This window comes from Streptomyces sp. UW30, from assembly GCF_008042075.1.
Classification (GTDB): domain Bacteria; phylum Actinomycetota; class Actinomycetes; order Streptomycetales; family Streptomycetaceae; genus Streptomyces.
Genome location: NZ_RDBN01000037.1, coordinates 1,779,006 through 1,796,332, shown reverse-complemented (window position 1 = coordinate 1,796,332; position 17,327 = coordinate 1,779,006). Strand labels below are relative to the sequence as shown.

At 71.0% G+C, this 17,327-nt stretch carries 16 protein-coding genes; 7 read left to right on the top strand and 9 right to left on the bottom strand.

Annotation, left to right across the window (positions count from 1 at the left end):
• Window positions 1-160 precede the first annotated feature (160 nt).
• Window positions 161-2,173 carry an NPCBM/NEW2 domain-containing protein gene (locus EAO75_RS26960; protein ID WP_187284585.1) on the top strand — a complete coding sequence of 671 codons (2,013 nt, stop codon included), beginning with the start codon at window positions 161-163 and terminating at the stop codon, window positions 2,171-2,173.
• An 86-nt stretch (window positions 2,174-2,259) separates the two neighbouring features.
• On the opposite strand, the gene EAO75_RS26955 is transcribed toward EAO75_RS26960, so the two are convergent.
• Window positions 2,260-3,213: an ROK family protein gene (locus EAO75_RS26955; RefSeq protein WP_147997593.1), complete on the bottom strand. Its 954-nt coding sequence runs from the start codon at window positions 3,211-3,213 to the stop codon at window positions 2,260-2,262.
• A 215-nt stretch (window positions 3,214-3,428) separates the two neighbouring features.
• Here EAO75_RS26955 and EAO75_RS26950 point away from each other — a divergent pair, with 215 nt between their 5' ends.
• Complete coding sequence (locus tag EAO75_RS26950) at window positions 3,429-4,478, top strand: LacI family DNA-binding transcriptional regulator (protein WP_147997592.1); 1,050 nt, start codon at window positions 3,429-3,431, stop codon at window positions 4,476-4,478.
• A 48-nt stretch (window positions 4,479-4,526) separates the two neighbouring features.
• Complete coding sequence (locus tag EAO75_RS26945) at window positions 4,527-5,282, top strand: hypothetical protein (protein ID WP_147997591.1); 756 nt, start codon at window positions 4,527-4,529, stop codon at window positions 5,280-5,282.
• Between the two features lie 2 nt (window positions 5,283-5,284).
• Here the strand turns inward: EAO75_RS26945 and EAO75_RS26940 are convergent, their stop codons facing one another.
• Window positions 5,285-7,285: a serine/threonine protein kinase gene (locus tag EAO75_RS26940; protein WP_147997590.1), complete on the bottom strand. Its 2,001-nt coding sequence runs from the start codon at window positions 7,283-7,285 to the stop codon at window positions 5,285-5,287.
• Between the two features lie 94 nt (window positions 7,286-7,379).
• Complete coding sequence (locus tag EAO75_RS26935) at window positions 7,380-8,684, bottom strand: DUF6986 family protein (protein WP_147997589.1); 1,305 nt, start codon at window positions 8,682-8,684, stop codon at window positions 7,380-7,382.
• Between the two features lie 205 nt (window positions 8,685-8,889).
• Here EAO75_RS26935 and EAO75_RS26930 point away from each other — a divergent pair, with 205 nt between their 5' ends.
• Window positions 8,890-9,795 (top strand): endonuclease/exonuclease/phosphatase family protein, encoded by a 906-nt coding sequence (locus EAO75_RS26930; RefSeq protein WP_147997588.1) that lies wholly within the window; start codon window positions 8,890-8,892, stop codon window positions 9,793-9,795.
• 61 nt (window positions 9,796-9,856) lie between these two features.
• Here the strand turns inward: EAO75_RS26930 and EAO75_RS26925 are convergent, their stop codons facing one another.
• From EAO75_RS26925 to EAO75_RS26910, 4 genes are all read right to left on the bottom strand, one after another.
• Window positions 9,857-10,819, bottom strand: a complete 963-nt coding sequence (locus EAO75_RS26925; protein ID WP_147997587.1) for an electron transfer flavoprotein subunit alpha/FixB family protein — start codon at window positions 10,817-10,819, stop codon at window positions 9,857-9,859.
• 74 nt (window positions 10,820-10,893) lie between these two features.
• Complete coding sequence (locus EAO75_RS26920) at window positions 10,894-11,682, bottom strand: electron transfer flavoprotein subunit beta/FixA family protein (protein ID WP_147997586.1); 789 nt, start codon at window positions 11,680-11,682, stop codon at window positions 10,894-10,896.
• Between the two features lie 242 nt (window positions 11,683-11,924).
• Entirely contained in the window at window positions 11,925-12,434 is a 510-nt protein-coding gene (locus tag EAO75_RS26915) for a flavin reductase family protein (protein ID WP_147997585.1), read from the bottom strand.
• 209 nt (window positions 12,435-12,643) lie between these two features.
• Complete coding sequence (locus EAO75_RS26910) at window positions 12,644-13,057, bottom strand: TlpA family protein disulfide reductase (protein WP_147997584.1); 414 nt, start codon at window positions 13,055-13,057, stop codon at window positions 12,644-12,646.
• 75 nt (window positions 13,058-13,132) lie between these two features.
• On the opposite strand from EAO75_RS26910, the gene EAO75_RS26905 reads away from it, so the two are divergent.
• Together EAO75_RS26905 and EAO75_RS26900 are read left to right on the top strand one after the other, a co-directional pair.
• Window positions 13,133-13,549, top strand: coding sequence for a DUF4395 domain-containing protein (locus tag EAO75_RS26905; protein WP_147997583.1), 417 nt, complete (start codon window positions 13,133-13,135; stop codon window positions 13,547-13,549).
• A gap of 186 nt (window positions 13,550-13,735) precedes the next feature.
• The gene (locus EAO75_RS26900) at window positions 13,736-14,464 is read left to right on the top strand and encodes a lysophospholipid acyltransferase family protein (protein WP_147997582.1); all 729 of its coding nucleotides are present in this window, start codon (window positions 13,736-13,738) and stop codon (window positions 14,462-14,464) included.
• 12 nt (window positions 14,465-14,476) lie between these two features.
• Here EAO75_RS26900 and EAO75_RS26895 read toward each other — a convergent pair whose 3' ends face one another.
• Window positions 14,477-15,172, bottom strand: a complete 696-nt coding sequence (locus tag EAO75_RS26895; protein WP_147997581.1) for a B3/4 domain-containing protein — start codon at window positions 15,170-15,172, stop codon at window positions 14,477-14,479.
• Window positions 15,173-15,192: 20 nt separating this feature from the next.
• Complete coding sequence (locus EAO75_RS26890; protein WP_147997580.1) at window positions 15,193-15,765, bottom strand: transglutaminase-like domain-containing protein; 573 nt, start codon at window positions 15,763-15,765, stop codon at window positions 15,193-15,195.
• 198 nt (window positions 15,766-15,963) lie between these two features.
• Here EAO75_RS26890 and EAO75_RS26885 point away from each other — a divergent pair, with 198 nt between their 5' ends.
• Entirely contained in the window at window positions 15,964-17,325 is a 1,362-nt protein-coding gene (locus EAO75_RS26885; protein WP_147997579.1) for a hypothetical protein, read from the top strand.
• The last annotated feature ends 2 nt before the right edge of the window (window positions 17,326-17,327 follow it).

Here is a 17,327-nt window from a genome sequence, read left to right as displayed (position 1 = left end):
GCAGAGTGTTGAACATGTTCAAAAATGCTCGCCGGAGTGTGCCGGAACACAGCTTCAGGTACAGACCACTTTCCAACACACTCCGACAGGTTCTACCGTGAGCGAACTATGACGCGTACATGCCGTCATCCCGCTTTCGCAGGTACGGAGGAACGTGACGATGCGTCACCTTCACACCCGCACAACCCGAAGAAGGCTGGTCGGAGCGCTCGCGGCCGGGCTGCTGTGTGCCACGGGACTCGCCGTCCCCGCGGCCACCGCGGCACCCGTCGCACCCGCCGTGGACGACGGCCTCGCGCTCACCCCGCCCATGGGCTTCAACAACTGGAACTCCACCCACTGCCGTGCGGAGTTCAACGAGTCCATGGTCAAGGGGATCGCGGACATCTTCGTCGAGAGGGGCCTCAAGGACGCCGGATACGAGTACGTCAACCTCGACGACTGCTGGGCCCTGCCCGCCCGGGACGCCGGCGGCAAGCTCGTGCCCGACCCGGTCCGCTTCCCGGGCGGGATCAAGGCCGTCGCGGACTACGTCCACGCCAAGGGCCTGAAGCTCGGCATCTACACCAGCGCGGGCACGAAGACGTGCAACGACGCCGGATTCCCCGGCTCCCTCGGCCATGAATACAGCGACGCCCAGCAGTTCGCGGACTGGGGCGTGGACTACCTCAAGTACGACAACTGCAACAACCAGGGCGTGGACGCCAAGCAGCGCTACACGACCATGCGCGACGCACTCAGGGCGACCGGCCGGCCGATCGTCTACAGCATCTGCGAATGGGGCGAGAACAAGCCCTGGGAATGGGCTGCCGACGTCGGTCATCTGTGGCGCACGACCGGTGACATCAGCGACAACTGGGGCTCGATGCTGTCGATCCTCAAGCAGAACCTGCCGCTCGCGCCGCACGCCGGCCCCGGCCGCTGGAACGACCCCGACATGCTGGAGGTCGGCAACGGCGGCATGACGGACACCGAGTACCGCTCGCACTTCTCGATGTGGTCGATCATGGCGGCTCCGCTGCTCATCGGCTCCGACCTGCGGTCGGCCTCCGCGCAGACCTTCGAGATCCTGGGCAACCGCGAGGTCATCGCCGTCGACCAGGACCCGCTGGGCAAGCAGGGCACCGTCATCTCCTCCCAGGGCGGACGCTGGGTCGTCGCCAAGGAGCTGCGGGACGGCAGCCGCGCGGTGGCGCTCTTCAACGAGTCCGGCACCGCCCAGCGCATCAGCACCAGCGCCGCGGCGGTCGGCCTGCCCGCCGCCGACGCCTACACGATGCGCGACCTGTGGCAGCACCGCAGCTACAACACCGCGGGCGCGGTCTCCGCGACCGTCCCCGCGCACGGCACGGTCCTCCTGCGCGTCTCACCCGACGGCAAGTGGGCCCAGCACCCGCCCGCCGTCGAACTCGGCCTGGAGGGCAGCCCGCTGGTCGAGGCGGGAAAGGCGGCCGGCCTCACGTCGACGGTCACCGACCTCGGGCGTACGCCGGCCAAGCACGTGTCCGTCACGCTGACCGGCCCCGAGGGCTGGTCCCTGAAGGCGACGTCCGCGACCACCTCGCCGACGCTCCCGACGGGCCGCTCACTGCGCACCAAGTGGGCGCTCACACCACCGAAGGGGGCGCCGACCGGGTCGTACGGCCTTACCCTCAGGGCGAGTTACCGCTCCCCGACCGGTGTCCGCGTCGACAGCGCGCTGCCGTTGACCGCGACCGTGGTGGCGCCACCGCCCTCCGGGACGTCCGGACTCGGTGACCTTTCCTGGCTGTCGGCCACCAACGGATGGGGCCCCGTCGAACGCAACACGAGCAACGGCGAGAGCGGCGCCGGAGACGGCAACCCGATCACCATCGGCGCCGCGGTGTACGGCACGGGCCTCGGCGTCCACGCCGAGAGCGCCGTCGAGTACTACGCGGGCGGCGCCTGCGAGACGGTGACCGCGCAGGTCGGAGTCGACGACGAGGAGGGCGCGGACGGCACCGTCGCCTTCGAGATCTGGGCGGACGGCACCAAGGCGGCCTCGACCGGAGTCCTCACCAACGCGATGCCGGCCCAGCCGATCACGGCCGACGTGAGCGGCGCCCAGGTCGTCCGGCTGGTCGCCACCGACGGCGGCGACGGCATCACGTCCGACCACGGGGACTGGGCGGAGGCACGCTTGAGCTGCTGAAGCCGGGGAGGCGGGGTGAGCGCGCCGCGGTCGGCCCGCTCACCCCTCGATCCCTGCGACTGAACGTTCCTGCCCCCGTCGGGACCTCAGACCCCCGCCGCCGTCGTGTCCGCCTTCCGTGCGAGGGCGGCCGCGGCGGCGCCCACCAGGCCCGCGTCCGTGCCCATCTGCGCCGGCACGATCGTCAGGCGCTGGACGAAGGACAGGGTGGCGTAGTCGTGGAGGGCCTTGCGCAGCGGCGTGAACAGGACGTCGCCCGCCTTGCCCACTCCCCCGCCGATCACGGCGATGTCGATCTCGACGAGAGTCGCGGTGGCCGCGATCCCGGCGGCCAGGGCCTGCGCCGCCCGCTCGAAGGAGGCCACGGCGACCGGATCGCCGTCCTGCGCGGCGGCGGCCACCGCGGCGGCGGACGTGTCACCGTCCGGTCCGGGACTCCAGCCGTTCTCGATCGCCCGCCGGGCGATGTTGGGACCGCTCGCGATGCGCTCCACACAACCGCGCGAACCACAGGGGCACAGATCGCCGTCCAGATCGACGCTGATGTGACCGATGTGGCCTGCGTTGCCGGTGGGGCCGGGGTGCAGCCGGCCGTTCAGCACCAGACCGCCGCCGACGCCCGTGGAGACGACCATGCAGAGCGCGTTGTCATGGCCGCGTGCGGCGCCCTGCCAGTGCTCGGCCGCCGTGATGGCGACCCCGTCGCCGATCAGCTCGACGGGCAGGCCGCCGGCCGCCTCCCGGACCCGCCGGACCAGCGGATAGTCGCGCCAGCCGGGCACGTTCACCGGGCTCACGGTGCCCGCCGAGGCGTCCACCGGGCCCGCGCTGCCGATGCCGAGGGCCGTGGCGTGCCCCCACAGCGGCGATACGGTGAGCTCGCCGACGACCTCCTCGACGGCTCGCATCACCGTCTCGCCGTCCTCCCGCGCCGGCGTCGCGCGCTGGGCGCGGGTCACGATCGTGCCGTGGCCGTCCACCAGCGCTCCGGCGATCTTGGTGCCGCCGATGTCGAGCGCAGCCACGAGGTCGGTGTGCATCAGTGTCAGTTCTCCCCGTCAACCATTCGGAAACCCCGTCAACCACGGGAATTGGGCGAGCCGGTCTCGCGGTGGGGACGCAGGCCGGAGATTGCGGTGGACAGTGTCTCCCGGATCTGACAACGTTGTCCAGGCTCTATGCTCGACGCCACATCCTCATACAAACCCATGGACGACGCATCCCCGTGGACGCCGACAGGACAGGACACCGCATCGTGCCCGAGACCATCCGCCGCTCCGACCGCGCGCCCGAGAACCGCTACGGGAACCGTCCCACCATGAAGGACGTCGCCGCGCGTGCCGGAGTCGGCCTGAAGACCGTCTCGCGCGTGGTCAACGGGGAACCCGGGGTCACCCCGGAGACGGAGCGCCGCGTCCAGGAGGCCATCGACGCGCTGGGCTTTCGCCGCAACGACAGCGCGCGGGTGCTGCGCAAGGGCCGTACGGCGAGCATCGGTCTGGTCCTGGAGGATCTCGCGGACCCTTTCTACGGCCCGCTGAGCCGCGCGGTCGAGGAGGTCGCGCGGGCGCACGGCGCGCTGCTCATCAACGGTTCCAGCGCCGAGGACCCGGACCGCGAGCAGGAGCTGGCGCTGGCGCTGTGCGCGCGGCGGGTGGACGGGCTGGTGATCATTCCGGCCGGTGACGACCACCGTTATCTGGAGCCCGAGCTCAAGGCGGGCGTCGCCACCGTGTTCGTCGACCGTCCGGCGGGGAAGATCGACGCCGACTGCGTCCTGGCCGACAACCACGGCGGCGCCCGCGACGGCGTCGCCCACCTCATCGCCCACGGCCACCGCCGGATCGGCTTCATCGGCGACATGCCCCGCATCCACACGGCCGCCGAGCGGCTGCGCGGCTACCGGGCCGCCATGGAGGACGCGGGCATACCGGTGGAGGGCTCCTGGATGTCCCTCGGCGTCACCGATCCGGAGCGGGTGCGCCGCGCGGCCGAGGAGATGCTCACCGGCCCCTCCCCCGTCACCGCGATCTTCACGGGCAACAACCGTGTGACGGTCACCGTGATCCGTGTCCTCGCCGAGCAGCCCCGCCCGGTCGCCCTGGTCGGCTTCGACGACATCGAACTCGCCGACCTGCTCCAGCCGGGCGTCACCGTCGTCGCCCAGGACGCCGCGGCCCTCGGCCGCACCGCCGCCGAGCGGCTCTTCCGCCAGCTGGACGGCACCCTGGTCACACCGGAGCGCATCGAGCTGCCGACGCGGCTGATCACCCGAGGCTCGGGCGAGCTGCGGCCGGAAGGCTGAGCCGGCGGACGACCGTGCCGCCGTAGGACGGAGAGGACCGATCGGCCCGTGGAGGACGACCGCAGACTGAAGACGCTCGGCCTGGCGGACGCGCCGCGCGATCATCCCCTGCTCTACCCGGGCGCCTGGCCGTCGGACTCCGGGCTCCTCGTCGGGGACCGGCTGCTGCCCCTGGACCGCCTGCTGTACGACGACCGAGTGCCCGTCCTCGCCGTCGGCTCCAACGCCTGCCCCGGCCAACTGCGCAGCAAGATGGACGAGTTCGGCATCGTCTCCCCCCTGCCCATGGTGAAGGCACGGGTGACGGGTCTGGACGTGGGTGTCTCCGCACACGTGAGCCACATGGGCTATGTGTCCGCGTCCCCCTTCCACGCCCCGGGACACGTACGGGAGTTGTTCCTCACCTGGCTCGACGACGAGCAGCTCGCGGTGATCGACGCCAGCGAGGGGGTGCCGCTGCCGGACGGACACTACGGCCGGGCCTGGCTGCCGGCGCCCGACGTGCGGGTCGAACTGGCTGACGGCACCGTGCTCCCGGGCGCCTTCGCGTACGTCAACCGCCATGGCGTCCTGCACGACGGCACCGGTGCACCGCGCACCCACCCCGGCCAGCGCGCCCTGCTCACCGAACTCCTCACGGACTCGCCCCGGTTGAGGGAGCTCTTCGGTGCCACCCCGGAGGAGTTCTGCGCACGGGCACGGGCCGACGCCGGGCTGTGCGCGCGGGGCACGCTGGTGTTCGCGCAGGAGAAGCTGGTGACGGCCTCCGGGCTGGAGGCCCGTCTGCGGGTCGGGGAGAGCTGACCTCAGCAGACCGGCAGCCCGGGCACCGGCTCGTCGTTGTTGCCGCCCTCGAGGTAGACGTCGCTGATGAAGACGTTGGCGTTGCCGCTGTCGTCGTCCGTCTTGGCCCACCAGACGTTGGTCCACTCGCCGTACGTCTCACGGCGGCCCAGGTTCTGCTGGCAGTAGAAGTAGTTGGTGCCCGCGTAGAGGACGCCTACCTCGCTGCCCGAGGCGGTGTACGACTTGGCCTGCTTCCAGACCTTGCAGTTGTACTTGCCGCCGCCGATGGAAGTGCAGGACGGGGCCGGTGTGGTGCCGCCTCCACCGCCCGTGGTTCCCCCGCCGCCGGTCGTACTTCCACCGCCGGTGGTACCGCCGTCGCCGGAACCGCCGCCCGTGGTACCCCCGTTGCTGCCGCCCCCGTCCGAGGTCTTGGTGGGGGCCGAGGTGGTGGGCCGGTCCGAGGGCTCGCTGCCGGCGGATCGGCTCGGGGACTTGGTCGCGCCGGGCGATTCCTTGTCGTCGTCCTTCTCGGTCAGGCCGGAGTCGCCCGAACGGTCCGCGTCGGGGCTGCCGCTCGCCCGCGCGGACGTACCGTCCTGCGCGACGACGGACGACTCGCCCCCTGCCTCGGCCTTGGCGTCGCCCTTGTTGTTCACCAGGGCGACGGTGACCCCGGCCGCCGCGAGGACGACGGTGACGGCCACGGCGGCGAGCAGGGCGCGGCCCTTGCGCCGGGAGGGCGTACCGGAGGAGGTGACCATCGGGCCGGTGGCGTCCGCGTCGTGCGGCGGGGTGGGGCCGCCGAAGCCGGGCGGGTGCGGGGCGGACGGCCCCGGCACGGCGCCGTACGGCGACATGGGCGGCTGCCCCGGGGCGACGGATCCCGGTGCGGCCGGGCCGGAGTGACCGACGGCACCGGAGCTCTGGCCGGGAGCCGCGGGGCCCTGCGCGCCTTGTCCGGGTGCCCCGAAGACCGGTGCCCCGGGAAGGTTGGAGGCGGGCACTCCCTGCCTGGGTGTGTCCCCGCCGTGCGCCTGGCCGGCGGAACCCGCCGCGGCCGTGGGCCCGAAGCCGGGCGGCACCGACGGGACACTGCGCTCCGTCTCGTCGGGCCCGGGGTCCGCCGGCCCCCGCAGCGCCGTCGTCGGCGCGTCGGTGCCGCCGGAGTCCGCGACCGCCTGCAGGAGTGCGCGTGCCGCGTCGGCATCGGGCCGGAACTCGGACCGCTTGTCCATCAGCTGCTGGAGGACGGGGCCGAGCGGGCCCGCGTTACCGGGCTCCGGCAGCGGCTCGGTGACGATCGCGGTGAGGGTGGAGAAGGTCGACGTACGGCGGAACGGAGCGGAGCCCTCCACCGCCGCGTACAGCGTGGCACCCAGGGCCCAGACGTCCGAGGAGGCACCCGGCTCGGCGCCCTGGGCGCGCTCGGGGGCCATGTAGTCCAGGGAGCCGACCAGATGGCCGGTGCGGGTCAGATGGGTGGCCGAACCGTCGCCCGGGTCCTCCATCGTGGCGATGCCGAAGTCGGTGAGTACGACCCGGCCGGAGCTCTCCAGCAGGATGTTGCCGGGCTTGACGTCACGGTGCAGGACGCCGGCGCGGTGGGCGGCGGCCAGCGCGTCCATGACCTTGGCGCCGATCCCGGCCGCCTCCCGCGGGTCGAGCGTGCCGCGCTCGCGCAACACGGCTTCCAGGGAGGGGCCGTCGACCAGTTCCATGACGATGAGCGGGCGTCCGTCGACCTCGGTGACGTCATGGATGGCCACGACTCCCGGATGCCGGACCCGGGCGGCCGCTCGGGCCTCGCGTTGCATTCGCAGCCGCAGATCCGCCAGTTCGGGCCCGTCGGCGTCCGAGTAGGTGCGCAGCTCCTTGACGGCGACCTCGCGGCCGAGAACCTCGTCGACGGCCCGCCAGACCACGCCCATGCCGCCGCGCCCGAGTTGGGCGACGACGCGATAGCGCCCCGCGAGCAGCCGGCCGGTCTCGTCCGCCTGTCCGTTCTCCCCCGAAGACACCGTTGCCCCGTTCCTGTGGACCGTCGTTGCGTCCGTACAGACTACGGGGCCAGGGTGACAACTCCAGTCGGTGGAGGCTGCTGTGACCGGCCCGCTACTTGGCGGAGACCGTGAGGTCACCGCGTCGCGGTGCCGCAAATCCCTCCAGATCGGCACGGGTCAGTCCGGTCAGCCGGGCGACCTCGCCGATGTCGAGGGCGCCGCAGTCCAGGCCGCGCAGCAGGTAGCCGCCCAGGGCCTTTGCGGTTGCGGGCTCGTCCATGACGTCGCCGCCGGCCCGGTTGGCGTAGCGGGCGAGGCGGGCCGCGGCCTGCTCAAAACCTTCACGATAGAAGGCGAAGACGGCCGCGTACCGGGTGGGGATGTGGCCGGGGTGCATGTCCCAGCCCTGGTAGTAGGCACGGGCCAGGGCGCGGCGGGTGAGGCCGTAGTGCAGTCGCCAGGCGTCGTGGACCTTCTCGGTCGGGCCGACGGGCAGGACGTTCGTCGAGCCGTCGGAGACCCGTACGCCGGTGCCGGCCGCCGCGACCTGCATGATCGCCTTGGCGTGGTCGGCGGCCGGGTGGTCGCTGGCCTGGTAGGCGGCGGAGACGCCGAGGCAGGCGCTGTAGTCGAAGGTGCCGTAGTGCAGGCCCGTGGCGCGGCCCTCGGCGGCCTGGATCATCCGGGCGACGGTGGCGGTGCCGTCGGTGGCGAGGATGGACTGGCTGGTCTCGATCTGGATCTCGAAGCCGATCCGGCCGGGCTCCAGCCCGCGCGCCTTCTCGAACTCCTCCAGGAGCCGCACCATGGCGGTGACCTGCTCGGGGTAGGTCACCTTGGGCAGGGTGAGGACGAGTCCGTCGGGCAGGCCGCCGGCCTCCATCAGGCCGGTGAGGAAGATGTCGAGGGTGCGGATGCCGCGGTCCCGGACCGGCGCCTCCATGCACTTCATGCGGATGCCCATGTACGGGGCCGCAGTGCCGTTCTCGTACGCCTCGGCGATCAGGCGGGCCGCGCGGGCGGCCGCCCCGTCCTCCTCGGCGTCGGGGCGGGGGCCGTAGCCGTCCTCGAAGTCGACCCGCAGGTCCTCGATGGGCTCGCGCTCCAGCTTGGCGCGCACCCGGGAGTACACCGGCTCGGCGAGCTCGTCGGACAGGCCGAGTACGGCGGCGAAGGAGGCGGCGTCGGGGGCGTGTTCGTCGAGGGCCGTGAGGGCCTGGTCGCCCCAGGAGCGGATGGTGTCGGCGGCGAAGATGTCACCGGGGACGTACACGGTGTGGACGGGCTGACGGGTGCCCGGGTCCCCGGGGTAGCGGCGCTCCAGCTCGGCGTCGACCGGCGCGAGGGAGGCGCTGATCTCCTCGCTGACGGCGCCCGCGAGGCTCGTCGCCACATTCTCCTGCTGGCCCTGACCCATTCCCACACCCTCCTGTTTTCCGCTCTACGGAATCAACAATCCGTAGAATGAAGTTATCCGGGGACCTTCCGGATGGTCAACACCATGTCCACGGGGAGTCACTCCTCCATCTCGTCATGTTCACGCCCACCTCAGGACGCGGTATCACACTTCCATACGCACGCCCCGCACGACTCGTCCGGCCGTTCCCACCAAGGAGCCCGAAGTGCCGAACCACAGCCGAGTCACGCGCCGTCTGGGCCTGAAAGCCGCACTGGCCGCAGCGGTCACCGCGCCCCTCTCCAGTACAGCACTGCCCACGTCCACCGCATCGGCGGGCGAGCGCCCACCCCGCCGGCACCTGAAGGTCATGTCCTTCAACCTGCGCTTCGCGAGCACGACGGAGCCGAACAGCTGGACCGTGCGCAGACCGGTGATGCGCGAGCTGCTGCGCCGCGAGGCCCCCCATGTCATCGGCACCCAGGAAGGGATCTTCTCGCAGCTGCTGGACATCGATGCCGACCTCGGCCCGCGCTACGACTGGGTGGGCACCGGCCGGCTGCACGGCAGTCGCGACGAATCCATGGCGATCTTCTACGACTCCCACCGACTGCGCCCGACCGAGTACGACCACTTCTGGCTCTCCGACACCCCGGACGTGATCGGCTCCAACACCTGGGGCGCCGCCTTCGCCCGCATGGTCACCTGGGTCCGCTTCCGCGATCTGACCGACGGCGGACGGGAGTTCTACGCCCTCAACACCCACTTCGACCATGTGAGCCAGTACGCGCGCGAACGCAGCGCCACGCTCATCGCGCAGCGGATCGCCGGGTTCGACCGCTCACTGCCGGTCGTGGTGACCGGGGACTTCAACATCGCCGCCCACAAGAACACGGTCTACGACACACTGCTCGGCGCCGGTCTCCTCGACAGCTGGGACACCGCGCGCGAGCGCAGCGCACTGTACGCGACCTTCCACGGCTACAAGCCGCTGACGCCGAACGGCGACCGCATCGACTGGATCCTCACCACGCCCGGTGTCACCGCGCACCGGGCGTCGATCAACACCTTCGCCGTCGACGGCCAGTTCCCGAGCGACCATCTGCCCGTACAGGCGTCCCTGACCCTGTGATGACACGAGGCCCCCGTGACCGTCGCGACGGTCACGGGGGCCTCGATGCGCCTGTTCGGGATCAGCCCTTGCGGGTCTTGATCTCCTCGGTCAGGGCCGGGACGACGTCGAAGAGGTCGCCGACGACGCCGTAGTCGACCAGCTCGAAGATCGGGGCCTCGGCGTCCTTGTTGATCGCCACGATCGTCTTCGAGGTCTGCATACCGGCACGGTGCTGGATCGCGCCGGAGATGCCGGAGGCGATGTACAGCTGCGGCGAGACCGACTTGCCGGTCTGGCCGACCTGGTTGGTGTGCGGGTACCAGCCGGCGTCCACCGCGGCACGCGAGGCGCCGACGGCCGCGCCGAGGGAGTCGGCCAGCGCCTCGATGATCGCGAAGTTCTCCGCGCCGTTGACGCCACGGCCACCGGAGACCACGATCGCGGCCTCGGTCAGCTCCGGACGCCCGGTCGACTCACGCGGCGTGCGCGCGGTCACCTTGGTGCCGGTGGCCTGGGCGGAGAAGGTGACGGCGAGGGCCTCGACGCTGCCCGCGGCCGGGGCGGCCTCCACGGCGGCGCTGTTCGGCTTGACCGTGATGACCGGGGTGCCCTTGGCGACACGGGACTTGGTCGTGAAGGACGCGGCGAACACCGACTGGGTGGCCACCGGGCCCTCGTCACCGGCCTCCAGGTCGATGGCGTCGGTGATGATGCCGGAGCCGATGCGCAGCGCCAGACGCGCGGCGATCTCCTTGCCCTCGGCGGAGGACGGCACCAGCACGGCGGCCGGGGAGACGGCCTCGACGGCGGCCTGGAGGGCGTCGACCTTCGGGACGACCAGGTAGTCGGCGTACTCGGCGGCCTCGTGGGTGAGGACCTTGACCGCGCCGTGCTCGGCGAGGGTGGCGGCGGTGTCGGCGGCGCCGTTGCCCAGCGCGACGGCGACCGGCTCGCCGACGCGGCGGGCCAGCGTCAGCAGCTCCAGGGTGGGCTTGCGGACGGCGCCGTCCACGTGGTCGACGTAGACGAGAACTTCAGCCATGGGAATGCTCTCCTGCGGATTGCGAAGGCTTGAGGGGCGGAAGGGGTGTTGAGCCTCAGAGGGCCGACGGGCCCTTAGATGAACTTCTGGCTCGCGAGGTACTCGGCGAGCTGCTTGCCGCCCTCGCCCTCGTCCTTGACGATCGTGCCGGCGGTGCGGGCCGGGCGCTCGGCCGCGGTGTCCACGACGGTGTAGGCACCCTCGAGACCGACCTCCTCGGCGTCGATCTCCAGGTCCGACAGGTCCCAGGACTGAACCGGCTTCTTCTTGGCGGCCATGATGCCCTTGAAGGACGGGTAACGCGCCTCGCCCGACTGGTCGGTGACCGACACGACGGCCGGCAGGGAGGCCTCCAGCTGCTCGGAGGCGGCGTCGCCGTCCCGGCGGCCCTTGACCGTGCCGTCCTCGACGGAGACCTCGGACAGCAGGGTGACCTGCGGGACGCCCAGGCGCTCGGCGAGCAGGGCCGGTACGACACCCATGGTGCCGTCCGTGGACGCCATGCCGGAGATCACCAGGTCGTAGCCGGCCTTCTCGACCGCCTTGGCCAGCACCAGCGAGGTGCCGAGGGCGTCGGTGCCGTGCAGGTCGTCGTCCTCGACGTGGATCGCCTTGTCGGCGCCCATGGAAAGCGCCTTGCGCAGCGCGTCCTTGGCGTCCTCGGGGCCCACCGTCAGGACGGTGATCTCGACGTCGTCGTCGGAGTTCTCGGAGATCTGCAGCGCCTGCTCGACCGCGTACTCGTCGAGCTCGGAGAGCAGACCGTCCACGTCGTCCCGGTCGACGGTCAGGTCATCGGCGAAGTGCCGGTCGCCAGTGGCGTCGGGCACGTACTTCACAGTGACAACGATCCTCAAGCTCACGCCGGCTCTCCTACTGCGTCGACATTTCTGTGCTGCCTACTTGCAGGCAGCATAGGCGCCTCAAGCGGCCGATCCCGATCGGGGCGACCCGCGCTCCGAGCGAAATATTACTCGTCAGTACACCCAGTTCGTGCCCGCTAAGCAAGCGCTTTGAACTGTGACCTTTGCAACGCAGCGTAATCGGAAACCGACGGCTTCGCAGAACCGCGGACGGCCTGTTCGGTCACATCAGTGCGGTGAGGTCAGTCACGCAGCCCGTTGAACCGGCCCTGGTGGTACACCAGCGGACGCCCGGGACCGGTGGGGTCGCCGAGGACGACCTCGGCCAGCACGATGCGGTGATCGCCGGCCGGCACGCGTGCGACGACCCGGCACACCATCCAGGCCGGGACGTCGTCGAGGACGGGGACGCCTTCGGGGCCCTCGCGCCAGGACGTGGCCGGGCCGAAGCGGTCGGCGCCGCTGCGGGCGAAGGTGGCGGCCAGGTCCTGCTGGTGCTCGCCGAGTATGTGGACGCCGACGTGGTCCGTCGCGGACACCGCCGGCCAGCTGGAGGCACCGGTGCCGATGCCGAAGGAGAGCATCGGGGGCTCGGCGGAGACGGAGGTGAGGGAGGTGGCGGTGAAGCCGACCGGGCCCGTCTCGCCGCGGGCGGTGATCACCGCCACTCCGGCGGCGTGCCGCCGGAAGACGGAGCGGAGCAGGTCGGGTGAGGCGAGCCGAGCGGTACCGAGGCCGGAGATGGCCGTCATGGAGTTGTCCTTCTGCGCGGGGAGGCGGGCGGATCCGTGGCCGTTCAACGGCTCGGACAGCACGCGCTCGCAGTGCGGGCCAGATCGACGTGGGCCCGTCGGAAGAGAAGGAGTTCCTCAGGCATACGGTCAGGCTGACGATAGGTGGTGCGCACAGTCAAGTACGTTCCGGGATGTGGGAGATGACTCACCCTCGGTGCCATACCCCCTCAGACCGCCTCCCCCAGCGCGGCGATGACGTCCGCCTTGCGGGGCTGGCCGGTGGCCCGCCGCACCACGGTCCCGTCGGCGTCGAGGACCAGCACGGTCGGGGTCTTGAGGATGTCGAGCCGGCGTACGAGGTCGAGGTTGTCCTCGGCGTCGAGTTCGATGTGGGTCACGCCCGGGAGCATGCCGGCGACCTCGCCGAGCACGCGCCGGGTGGCCCGACAGGGTGCGCAGAAGGCGCTGGAGAACTGCACAAGGGTGGCGCGCTGGCCCAGTTCGCCGCCCAACTCGGCCGCCCCGAGCCGCTTTCCGTCGTCGCGCCCGCGCACCCGTACTCTCCCGCTCCGCCGCCGATGCAGCACTCCGTAGACGCTCGCCGCCGCGAGCACCGCCACGCACACCACAAGTCCGGTCATCACCCTGCTCAAGCGTTCACGAGACTGCAAAGATTCCCAGCTCCTGAAGCCTTTCCCATGCGGAATGCTTGATTCATGGACATTGATGTGAGGGGGCCGCGCTTCGGGGCGGTCGTGACGACCGTGGTGCTGGCGGTCGTTCTGGTCACCGGCAGCGCCTGGCTGCTGGCCTGGCAGACGCTGGCGTTCGCGCTGGGCGCGGCGGGCGGGGTGGGCCGTTCGCCGTACGGCTGGCTCTTCCGCAGGGCCGTCCGTCCCCGGATCGGGCCGCCGACCGAGTTCGAGGCGCCCGAGCCGCCGCGGTTCGCGCAGGCGGTGGGGCTGCTCTTCGCCGGCGTCGGACTGGTCGGGTTCACGCTCGGTCCGGCCTGGCTCGGACTCGCCGCCACCGGGGCCGCGCTCGCGGCCGCCTTCCTGAACGCCGTGTTCGGCTACTGCCTGGGGTGCGAGGCGTACCTGCTCGTGCGGCGGCTGACGGTGCGCGCCGGGTAGCGGCGGAGCCAAAGTCCGAGGTGGATCAAGGGGCGACGTGACGAGGATCTCGCCCTTCCCCGGCACTTGGGCTTGGCCCTCGGACGTTCTTGGGGCACGATCTGCGCAAGCCGTAAACCTACGGCTGCGTAACTTTCCCACTGGGAGCCTCCTTCCCAGGCAGAGAAGGAAGGGTCCACCCCGTCCATGGCAGAGCTTGTCTACCGTCCCGTCGTCGGTTTCGCCCAGACACTGTTCAAGGTGTGGGACCTCAAGATCGACTGCAAGGGATCGGAGAACATTCCGCGCTCGGGCGGCGCTGTGCTGGTGAGCAACCACATCAGCTATCTGGACTTCGTCTTCGACGGCCTGGCGGCCCTCCCGCAAAAGCGCCTCGTGCGCTTCATGGCGAAGGAGTCGGTGTTCCGGCACAAGATCTCCGGTCCGCTGATGCGCGGCATGAAGCACATCCCGGTGGACCGCAAGCAGGGTGAGGCGGCCTACGCCCACGCGCTGGACTCGCTGCGGTCCGGCGAGATCGTCGGCGTCTTTCCCGAGGCCACGATCTCGCAGTCGTTCACGCTGAAGAGCTTCAAGTCGGGCGCCGCCCGGATGGCCCAGGAGGCGGGCGTCCCGCTGATCCCGATGGCCGTGTGGGGCACCCAGCGCCTGTGGACCAAGGGCCACCCGCGCAACTTCAAGCGCAGCCACACCCCCATCACCATCCGCGTCGGCGAGGCCATCGAGGCCTCCAAGGACAAGTACGCCGGCGCGATCACCCGCCAGCTCCGCGAGCGCGTCCAGGAACTCCTGGAGGCCGCCCAGCGCGCCTACCCCGTCCGCCCCAAGGACGCGACCGACACCTGGTGGATGCCGGCCCACCTGGGCGGTACGGCCCCGACGCCGGAGCAGGTGCGCGCGGCCGAGGCGCACTGACGCCCGGCTGGTTCAGGAGGCCGCCGGCCGGACCTCGATCCGTGCTCCGGGGCTGAACTTCTCCAGTAGGCCCGCGAGTTCGGTCGCCGCGTTCTCGACGTCGGCCACGGGCATCGGCGTCATGCTCTCCAGCAGGAAGATTCCGGACACCGTCTCCTCGGTGAGGCGGGTGCGCGGGCCCTGGCGCCAGTTCCAGCGGCGGCAGGTCACGCCCGCCTCGTCGCGCCACACGACCTCGCCCGCGTCCGGGTGCTCGACGACCTCCTCGCCGCCGGCGACGGTGACGAAGTCCTCCTCGCCGGTGGCGCGCACCAGGTGCATGCCGCCCTCGATGCGGTCGATGTCCTCGCCGCCCACGGGGATGAGATGGGCGACGCTGATGGCGTTGTAGACGTCCACGAGCAGGTTGATCCGGGGCAGCCCCGACTCCGACAGGGCCCGCTTGGCCAGCGCCTCCGCGGAGTTGCGGGTGCGTGACGGCTTCGATCCGAACGCCGTGTACGCCTCCCGCCAGGCCACCATGTGCGGGTCCTCGTGCGGTGCGCGCCCGTCCAGGCGTACGGCGAGACGCCTTGCCGCGTCGTCGAGGAGCGCGGAACTCTCGTCCGTGCTCGGGCCGTTGACCAGCCCGTGCGCCTCGATGGCGATGTGCGTGAAGCCGGGCGCGAGCGCGCGCACCTCGTCGGACACGGTCAGCGTGAGGGTCATCGTCCGCCTTCTCCCGGGGATCAGAGTGCGGTGGGGAGTATCCGCCACAGGTGAGGCCGGTCGGGGGCCGCCTTGAGGGCATCGAGCACCACCGGATGAGGTGCAGCATACAGGACCGGATAGTCCAGCTCATTGAACTCCGGGTCGGGCGTGAAGGCCAGCCGTTCACCGTCGAGCGAGAACTGCGCGTCGACGCCCGGCTTGTTGCCCCGCGGATCCTGCCGGTGCCAGGCCCCGTTGAAGCGCACGGCGACCAGACCGTGCACCACGTCGAACTGCTGATAGCAGAGCGCGGTCGGGATGTCCTCGGCCCGCAGCAGCGCGGCGAACGCGTGGGCCTTGGCGTAGCAGATGCCGGTCCCCTGCTCCAGGACGTCGGAGGCGCGCCAGGTGACCCGGAGGTCACCGGAGTCCTGCGAGTGCGGGATGGCGTCGCGGACGAACTCGAAAGCCGCCCGCGCATACTCATACGAGTCCGCCACCCCGTCGGCGAGCCTGGCAGCCGTCTCACGCACGAGCGGATGGTGATGGTCGATCACCTCGTCGGCGGCCAAGTAGGCGGAGAGATCTGCGGTTTCCTGGATCATCTGCATGACTGGAAAGGGTAGGCGGCGGCCGAGTCGACCGTCAATTGAATTGCATCAGAGCGCATAGCTATGCAGTGATGTCAAAACGGCCGAACTTCGCCGCAACCCCCACGCGCGGCTACAACCCATCCCCCACGTCGCCGGTCTCGTCACCGACCGGATCACTGACGAGTTCAACGACCAGTTCATCGACCAGGGGGAATCATGAAACATCGTCTGCTCGGAGCCGCGCTCGCCGGCTGCGCTGTTGTCGCGGTCGGGGCCGGGCCCGTCCACGCCGCGTCCGACCAGTTGTGGATCGACGTGCCGTCGGAGTCCGTGCTGCCGGCGCAGGGCTCGGGTGGCCCGGCCGAGCGCACGCTCACGGCGCAGGTCCGCCACGACAACACCGAGAACGAGGTCGAGCCCGGCCGGCTGACCGTGGACGCGAGCGAGGTCGCCTCCTTCGCGCGGGTGTCGTGGCCCTCGAACTGTGTGCCGGAGTCGGCGGTGAAGGCGGTCTGCGATTTCCCGGGGATGCCGGCCGGGACGGACCTCGTGACGGCGGCCCGACTCGGCCTGAGCGCACTGCCGGACGCGGACCTCGCCGCCTCCGGGTACGTGCGCTACAGCGCGACCGCCGGCGAGCTGACGGCGTTCCCCGCGGAGACGCGGGTCAGCCTGGGCGACGGTCCGGACCTCGGTCTGAGCCAGGCCGAGTACCAGCGGGATCTCAGGCCCGGAACGAACACCCGGGTGAGTGCGACGGTCGGCAACAACGGCAACCGCGCCGTACAGCGGACGCTGCTGTGGATCAACGCGTCGTACGGACTGCGCTTCAAGGAGCGGCACTCCAACTGTGAGTACCGGCAGCACGCGACCGGAGAGTCCGCGCTGTGTGTGCTGGACGAGCCGGTGGCTCCGGGCGAGCGGTACGCGCTGACGACCGGTCTGCGCGTGGAACGCAGGGCGCTGTACGAGCGGTTCGACCACTCCGTACTGCCGTATTCGGACCAGGCCCTCGAAGAAGCCCGCGGTGAGTGGACCTGGACCCCGGGGACGGGTCCCGAGCTGAACCTTGGCCCCGTGGCGGCGGCGCCGGCCGTCGCCGGGGAGGACGACATCGATCTGTCGGACAACTACCGGGTCGTCATCCTCGACGCCAGGAACACCGCCGACCTGAAGCTCACCGGCAGCAGGGTGCGCGGGGCAGCCGGTGACACCGTGACCGCCGCCGTCACCGTGCACAACCGGGGCCCGGCATGGGTGGCGTCGCTGGGTGCGGGCGCACCCGTGGCGGTGGTGCGGATCCAGGCGCCCGAGGGCACGACGATCGTCGGTGTACCGGAGGAGTGCTCGCCGCTGCCGCCGTCCGAGGAAGGGACGCCCGTCACGACGTACTTCTGCTGGACGCCGACCTACCTGCGCGACGGGGCGTCCCACCGGGTGGAGGTGCGGCTGAGGATCGACCAGGTGGTACGCGGGGCGCGCACCACCGTCGAGACCCTCAACGACGAACCGGAGCTGCCCATCAGCAGGTTCGACCCGAACCTGCGCAACAACAGGGCGCAGATCGTGGTCAACTGACG

Excerpts from the sequence above, each read along its gene's own strand:
- EAO75_RS26890 (WP_147997580.1), bottom strand. The coding sequence starts at position 15,765 with ATGCAGATGATCCAGGAAACCGCAGATCTCTCCGCCTACTTGGCCGCC.
- EAO75_RS26895 (WP_147997581.1), bottom strand. The coding sequence starts at position 15,172 with ATGACCCTCACGCTGACCGTGTCCGACGAGGTGCGCGCGCTCGCGCCC.
- EAO75_RS26960 (WP_187284585.1), top strand. The coding sequence starts at position 161 with ATGCGTCACCTTCACACCCGCACAACCCGAAGAAGGCTGGTCGGAGCG.
- EAO75_RS26905 (WP_147997583.1), top strand. The coding sequence starts at position 13,133 with ATGGACATTGATGTGAGGGGGCCGCGCTTCGGGGCGGTCGTGACGACC.
- EAO75_RS26885 (WP_147997579.1), top strand. The coding sequence starts at position 15,964 with ATGAAACATCGTCTGCTCGGAGCCGCGCTCGCCGGCTGCGCTGTTGTC.
- EAO75_RS26910 (WP_147997584.1), bottom strand. The coding sequence starts at position 13,057 with ATGACCGGACTTGTGGTGTGCGTGGCGGTGCTCGCGGCGGCGAGCGTC.
- EAO75_RS26935 (WP_147997589.1), bottom strand. The coding sequence starts at position 8,684 with ATGGGTCAGGGCCAGCAGGAGAATGTGGCGACGAGCCTCGCGGGCGCC.
- EAO75_RS26900 (WP_147997582.1), top strand. The coding sequence starts at position 13,736 with ATGGCAGAGCTTGTCTACCGTCCCGTCGTCGGTTTCGCCCAGACACTG.
- EAO75_RS26925 (WP_147997587.1), bottom strand. The coding sequence starts at position 10,819 with ATGGCTGAAGTTCTCGTCTACGTCGACCACGTGGACGGCGCCGTCCGC.
- EAO75_RS26915 (WP_147997585.1), bottom strand. The coding sequence starts at position 12,434 with ATGACGGCCATCTCCGGCCTCGGTACCGCTCGGCTCGCCTCACCCGAC.
- EAO75_RS26955 (WP_147997593.1), bottom strand. The coding sequence starts at position 3,213 with ATGCACACCGACCTCGTGGCTGCGCTCGACATCGGCGGCACCAAGATC.